The organism is Nostoc sp. (assembly GCF_036917935.1).
Taxonomy (GTDB): Bacteria; Cyanobacteriota; Cyanobacteriia; order Cyanobacteriales; family Nostocaceae; genus Nostoc.
Window position 1 is genome coordinate 134,453 of the sequence record NZ_JBALEL010000040.1, and the last position, 6,674, is coordinate 141,126.

General features: G+C 40.5%; 5 protein-coding genes. 1 reads left to right on the forward strand and 4 read right to left on the reverse strand.

Annotation, left to right across the window (positions count from 1 at the left end):
• The first annotated feature begins 119 nt into the window (after positions 1 to 119).
• Positions 120 to 818 (forward strand): phosphoribosyltransferase, encoded by a 699-nt coding sequence (locus V7K62_RS18855; RefSeq protein WP_334866612.1) that lies wholly within the window; start codon positions 120 to 122, stop codon positions 816 to 818.
• Positions 819 to 845: 27 nt separating this feature from the next.
• Here V7K62_RS18855 and V7K62_RS18860 read toward each other — a convergent pair whose 3' ends face one another.
• The 4 genes from V7K62_RS18860 to glyQ form a co-directional block, all read right to left on the reverse strand.
• Positions 846 to 1,871, reverse strand: a complete 1,026-nt coding sequence (locus V7K62_RS18860; RefSeq protein ID WP_442937308.1) for a tetratricopeptide repeat protein — start codon at positions 1,869 to 1,871, stop codon at positions 846 to 848.
• A 619-nt stretch (positions 1,872 to 2,490) separates the two neighbouring features.
• Positions 2,491 to 2,961 carry an NADAR family protein gene (locus tag V7K62_RS18865; protein ID WP_334866614.1) on the reverse strand — a complete coding sequence of 157 codons (471 nt, stop codon included), beginning with the start codon at positions 2,959 to 2,961 and terminating at the stop codon, positions 2,491 to 2,493.
• Positions 2,962 to 3,005: 44 nt separating this feature from the next.
• Positions 3,006 to 5,360, reverse strand: a complete 2,355-nt coding sequence (locus tag V7K62_RS18870; RefSeq protein ID WP_334866615.1) for a ComEC/Rec2 family competence protein — start codon at positions 5,358 to 5,360, stop codon at positions 3,006 to 3,008.
• A gap of 507 nt (positions 5,361 to 5,867) precedes the next feature.
• The coding region (gene glyQ / locus V7K62_RS18875) for a glycine--tRNA ligase subunit alpha (protein WP_334866617.1) at positions 5,868 to 6,674 on the reverse strand (807 nt) is incomplete at its 5' end.

The window sequence follows — 6,674 nt, forward strand, 5'->3', positions numbered from 1 at the left end:
AGAACAATAAACTTTTGCTGAATACTTAATTATTTATACAAATCTTATTGTATCAGTTAATTTGAGACAAAATTCAGTCATGATAAAAGCAGTGCCGTTCTAAGATGCTGGGGGAAACCATGTCACATACCCCACTTTTCGCCGATCGTACCCATGCGGGTGAAGTATTGGCGCGAGTGATTCATGATGTTTTGACTCAGCAAACAATTGATTCTGGGGTAAAGCCTGTACCAATTGTTTATGCTTTGCCAAGAGGGGGTGTACCAGTAGCGGCACCAATAGCACGTCTTTTAGATTGTCCGTTGACAATTGTTGTGGCAAAAAAGATTAGCCATCCAGAAAACCCAGAGTTAGCAATTGGTGCAGTGACTACTTCTGGAAATGTTCTTTGGGCTGATCAAAAGCTATTTCGCCCTAAACATGATGCGCGGTGGCGAGAAGTGGCTTTAAATAAAGCGATAAACCTAGCTAAGTCTCTTGAGGCTCAATTAATTCCTGCTTGTCCGCAGTTTAATGCAGAGGATGCTACGCTGATCTTAGTTGATGATGGTATTGCTACAGGTATGACAATAGCGGTAGCGGCAACTGCCATGAAAGTGCTTTCTCCAGCAGCAGTTTGGCTATGTACTCCGGTCGCGCCACAAAAATTGCTACCTTGGTTAGAACAGTGGGGCGATCGCACAATAGTTTTGGAAACACCCGAACCCTTCTGGAGTGTGAGTAACTTTTACGCAGAATTTCCCCAAGTAGATACATTGGAAGTTCTCGTACATCTCCAACAACAAAATACAATGGGGGGAATTGATCAGTGCGAGTAATTTTGAATTGTTTCCCAGTGTTACTTTTTAACTATTTGGAGATGTTCCCTGCTGATATTGCATAGCTTTGGCATAATCACCCAAAGCGTAGCAAGCGACTTTCAAACTGGCAAGAGCTTGTTCTTCACTGCGATGATCTTTGATATTCCTAGCTAAGAGCAAACGTTCTTCATAATATGTAATTGCTTTATTATAGTCACCCAAAGCTTCACAAGCAACTGCTAAACTACTTAAAGACTGTTCCTCGCTACGCTTGTCTTGAATTTCTTTGGCTAATTGCAACCGATCTTCATAATACTTAATGGCTTTGGTATAATCACCTAAAGCATAACAAGCATTGCCTAGATTCTTCAGCACCTGAGAAGCACTGCGAACATTTTTTAAGGAGCGTGATAGTACTACACACTGCTCATAATAAGCGATCGCTTTTGGGTAATTGTTCAAAGCATACCAAGCATTACCTAAATTTTTGAGTACCTGTTCTTCGCCCCAATTGTCTTTGAGTTCCCGCACAATTTCTAGGCTTTGCTGCTGATACTCAATGGCTTGTGTAAAGTTGCCTAAAGCTTTATACACCAATCCTAAATTATTTAGTGCTGCTACTTGACTCCGTTTATCTTGCAGTTGTTGCGTTATTTTCAAACATTTTTCTAGAAACTCAATAGCCTTTTTATGGTCATTCAGGTGACGATATGCATTGCCTAAATGAGAAAGTGCTTGCATTTGCAATGCTAAATCTGAGGTGTTATTGAGCAAAGACAGACACTGTTGGGAGTAGGAGATAGCACCTTTGTAGTCTCCAGCGCTGTAAGTTAACAATCCTAAAAAAGAAAGTATCTGTGCCTGTTTTTCCAAATCCCCAACTGCCTGAAACAGCCCCAAGGATTGTTGTAAATACTTCATAGCCGTTATTAATTCACCAGCTTGCTGCTGTTGAATTCCTTGTCGTAGTAGCTTGGCCGCTTCCGACAAATGGTCATCATTTTCCTGTGGAGGTATTATTTCTGCTTGTGAACCAGAGTCAAATTCATGGGTAATTGTATTACGCTTCACTGGTTTTAGGTATGTTATGGGTAATTGCAGGGTAACTGTATTTTTCGATCTGTTATTCTATTCGCCTTTAGACATCAACTCCTTCCTGTGAAGTCTGGTGCTAAATCTAGTGTTCCCAAAACCAGGATGCATCTTTCATCAGAGTGGTTTGATTAAAAAACTATTTTTCACAACTTATTTAGGATTGCGATAGTTGTTACTTAGCCACTAGACAACTTTAAAATATAAATACGTCTTTAGAAACAAAGTGTTAATCCTTTGAAGAAGAGACCTCTTGCATAAATCAAAAATAAAGAACCCCACGTCGATGCTTTGGGGAGGGGTTGGGGTTGGGGTGTTAGGGACTTTTGCAAGAGGTCTAATTACTGCTTTCTAGAATAGGATTTATATAAAACTACACGTAGTAGATACAATTCAGGAATTGCTCGTACTACAGATGAAAATCAGGGCTTCGACTCTTATTTGTGTAAGTCCTGTAGGAAATATAAATTTTTTTTAAGGCAATATACTACTATAAATTTAAGCCGAGTAATCTGAATCTCACGCCTTTAATTGCTTTTTTATCCTTCAACTCCAATTCTACGAGTCGATACTGGGGCAAGCATTCATAGCAACAAGATTATTTAACAGTTTTATTCTCAATATCTTTGCTGTGTGTAAGGTGCAGGATCTCCCGCACCTCCATTAAAATTTTTCCTAGCATATTTTTACCACTCCCATCGGCTCCGCAACCCCAGTAAAAATCGATAGGCGAGTTTTCAACAATTTCTGTATTGCCTGTAGAAAGTAAGATATCCCTGATATCTGTATGAGTTTGAAATTTACATAGCACAGCTTGTCGCATGATATCGTCTTTAACTTGTTCCCAATTTTGACGTAGGGGACGCGTTCTCTCACGCCCCATTCTTGCTGCATCTTTAGGTGTTTTAACTAGGCGGATTTGTTCTACATGAGGTGTACCCACAAACTTTTGCGCTTGAAAGTAGTGTTCGCTAGTTGACCAATACAATCCATCTAATTCAAAGCCGTGGGGCGAAAAGTTAGAGAAACAGCCATATTCTTCGCGAGTACTATAAAAATAGATTGTCATAGATTTGATACAACTTTTTTTAATTCACTGAATTTGTGAGTTTTTTATAAAACAGATGATTTGTTTTCTGTTGATTCAATAAACGCCTCAAATTGACCATTAGGCGTCCATTGAATAGCTCCATCTCGTCCTGTAAAAAATAGCTTAGTTTGGCTTTGATTGAGTTCAGATACAGTTTTTGGATCAAGGTTGGCAGAAGAAGCGATCGCTACTTCTGGTTGCAGAGCAAGAACTAAATCTTTCAAGGACTCAGGGGCACACCAAAGTACTTGCGGGCGAGGCAAACTTCCATTTTTAACTAGTTGTTGTACCTCTTTAGATTTAACATTACCTACTAATAACCAATTCTGATCTAAAATTTGCAATTGTAAAATAGGTAATTGGTCGTTGATTAATTGCGCTACTATCGAACCAGCCTTCACAGCTTGACCAACTGCCAAAGATTGATAAATTCCTTGATGTTTTTGTAGTTCCTGTTGAATTGCCTGACTTGTAATGGAATTATCTGCTTTTGAGGAATATTCATAAAAGTTATTGATTGGTAAACGTTGCATTAATTCAAACCAAGCATTACTTTCATTGCCTTGAAAATCAGTTGCGATCGCCCAATTTATTTGATTTACACCCTGCTGTTGCAAAAACGGTAGGATTGTAAAGCGCCCTGTACCCTCATCGCCACTATTAATTACAGTTACAGTACCTCTATCTTGAACAACTACAATTGGTTCCGTACCAGATTCTAATACCGTTATCCTAAACAATGTATTTGTAGAATGCCAAAGGGGGATGAATACTAAACCAATGGCAATCACATTAGCAAACCACCACCGCCGCTGCCACCAAGGCACTAGCCAAACTAGTATAATTAGTAAATAAATTGCCAAAAGCTGCCAACTAGATATGCTACCTACAGCAACAGAATTTCCTGGCAGCTTGCTAAAAAATTCCACTAGTTTAATTAGCCAATCAGTAGGGTAATGCAACACCGCAGCTAAAAAACTTCCAGCCTGAGTCCAAATTAAACCTACTAAAGCACTGATGATTCCACCTATACTAATAATTGAAATTAATGGAGTACTAACCACATTCAGGAAAAAACTATAAGATGGTACAACCCCAAATACAAAAAGTTGCACAGGTAAAGTCCAAATAGTAGCGGCTAAGGGAACGGCAATCAAAGCAGCGATCGCAGGTGGCAGCCATGCTAGTCCGTTGACTAATGCAGGTACTGTTACGACTAATCCCAGTGTTGCTAAAAAACTCAATTGAAAGCCTAAATCCCAAATCCATAGAGGATTAAACACTAATAACAAAGTTGCTGCTAATAGTAATGATCCGAACTGTTTTACCTTCCTTTTTAATAGCAAACCAACTAATGCCGCAAAACCCATAATTACGGCTCTGAGAACCGCAGGTTGAAAACCTGTTAAACTCAGAAAAATTATTAAAGCCAAAAAGCCAAGGATAAATTGCGTTCCTTTTTTTGCCCGCCTCGTTAACTGTAAGATCACACTCAAAATCAAGGAAGTTTGGAACCCAGAAGCTGCTAAAGCATGAGCTAATCCGGCTTGTACAAACAAGTCGCGGATATCGTAGGGTAAATCAACAGCTTTGCTGCCTAAAACCATTGCACTGACCAGAGGTCCTTCAGGAATACCCAACCAACGAACTTGCGATCGCACAATTCTCTCGCGAATCTGCCACCATCCCCATTTCCGTTCCTGATCCAAAACATTTATTTGTCGCCCAATCAAACCAGCAAACGTTCCTTCTTGCTTGAGAAACTTCTGAAAGTCGAAACCACCAGGATTGGAAGCCGCCTTTGGTTTGTATAAAATCCCAGTCACAGCAATTTCTTGACTAGGGTATAATCCAGTAGCTTGAAGTATAGGCACTGTCACATACAATTTGCCTGTAACCCCTTTTGGGACACCTGCTGAACCTTTATCATTTTTGACCTCATCTAACTGAGTCGTTTCCAGCCAAAATTGTCCTCTCTGACTGCGAGTCAAGCGGGGATTACTGGCTACTTTGCCGCGAATAATCACAAGTTGTTCTTGATTACTGCTGTTTCCAGTTGGGACGAACTGACTAATATCTTTTGCACCCGGTTGCGGCACTCGCCATTGAAAATATAGAGTTGCCAATAATCCCACCAAGCCAGCAGCTAGCCATATTCGAGGATGCGGATTAGTTTGCCAAGTGTTAGGCACTGCCTTATTTTTGCTTCCAGCATTTTCTGGTTTCTGAGCAAATTGTCGTAGTGTGGTGCCTCTTCTAAAAAGAATTGCTCCCACTATCCCCAGAAACAAAATCCACACACCACCCCAAGGAACTGCTGTAAACAGCAACCCGAAAATATAGCCAAGACAAATAATTACACCATTGGTTTGAATCATAAGATTTTTGTAAAAGCACCTGACAACCCGAATTTGCAGCTGACTTAAAAATAGCTAGGGCAGCAATAGATAAAAATCGGCAATGCCGAATTTGGTTATGAAATTCAAAAATCAAATATTCCAAACTCTTATTATCTGCGCTTGGAGCGCCTCTGCGTGAGTTTTTCATCTCTACTAATCAGCAACAGCGAAAAATTTTTATCCTTGTGGTGAAATATAGTCCATCAAGTTTATACAAACAAAGCCCGCACAGGCGGGCCTTATCCTTGTAGCTTTAATGTTTTAGACTCAATATTTAACCGTATTTCTGTCCTTTAGCAAAAGCCGCATCATAAAGATATACCTAGCTTAAACCTCAGCGCAGCATCGATAAACAGAAAATAAAGTCGTAGCGAATTAAACTTGGCAAAACTCTGCGTACCTTTCCGTTTATTTTGCGTTCCTCTGCGTTTCAAAAACCTTACGATTTTACACAAAGGCTGTACTTAGTTCGTGTAACCGCACCCTTTAGGATATTGAGCTTTTTGTTGAACTCACAGTATCTTTGAGCAACGGAAAACCCAACTTCTCCCTTTGCTCAACATATAAATGAGCTACCTTCCTAGCCAAATGCCGAATCCTGGCAATATAGCGAGTTCTCTCCGTCACCGAAATCACACCTCTAGCATCTAGCAGATTGAACGTATGCGAACACTTCATTACATAATCTAAGCTCGGCAAGACCAACCTTCGCTCCGTCAATTGGGTAGCTTCCTGCTCATACAAATTAAATAGTGTCAGTAGCAACTCAGGATTTGACGCTTCAAAGTTGTATGTACACTGCTCAATCTCTCCCTGAAGGTAAACATCGCCATAAGTAATATTATCCGTCCACTGGATCTTTGTAAATGCTTCTACTTGCTGGAGATACATTGTCAGCCGCTCTAACCCGTATGTAATCTCAATCGACACCGGACGGCAATCAATTCCTCCACACTGTTGGAAGTAGGTAAATTGAGTAACTTCCATCCCATCTAACCATACTTCCCACCCAGTGCCCCAAGCTCCCACCGTCGCATCTTCCCAGTTATCCTCTACAAACCGAATATCATGGTTTTCAGGACGAATACCTAAAGCCCTTAATGAATCAAGATATATATCCTGGATATTATCTGGTGACGGCTTAATCAAAACTTGGTACTGATAATAGTGTTGGAAGCGGTTGGGGTTCTCACCGTAACGTCCATCAGTCGGGCGACGACAGGGTTCAACATAGGCAACAGCCCAGGGTTCTGGTCCCAAAGCTCTTAAAAAGGTCTGTGGATTCTTAGTACC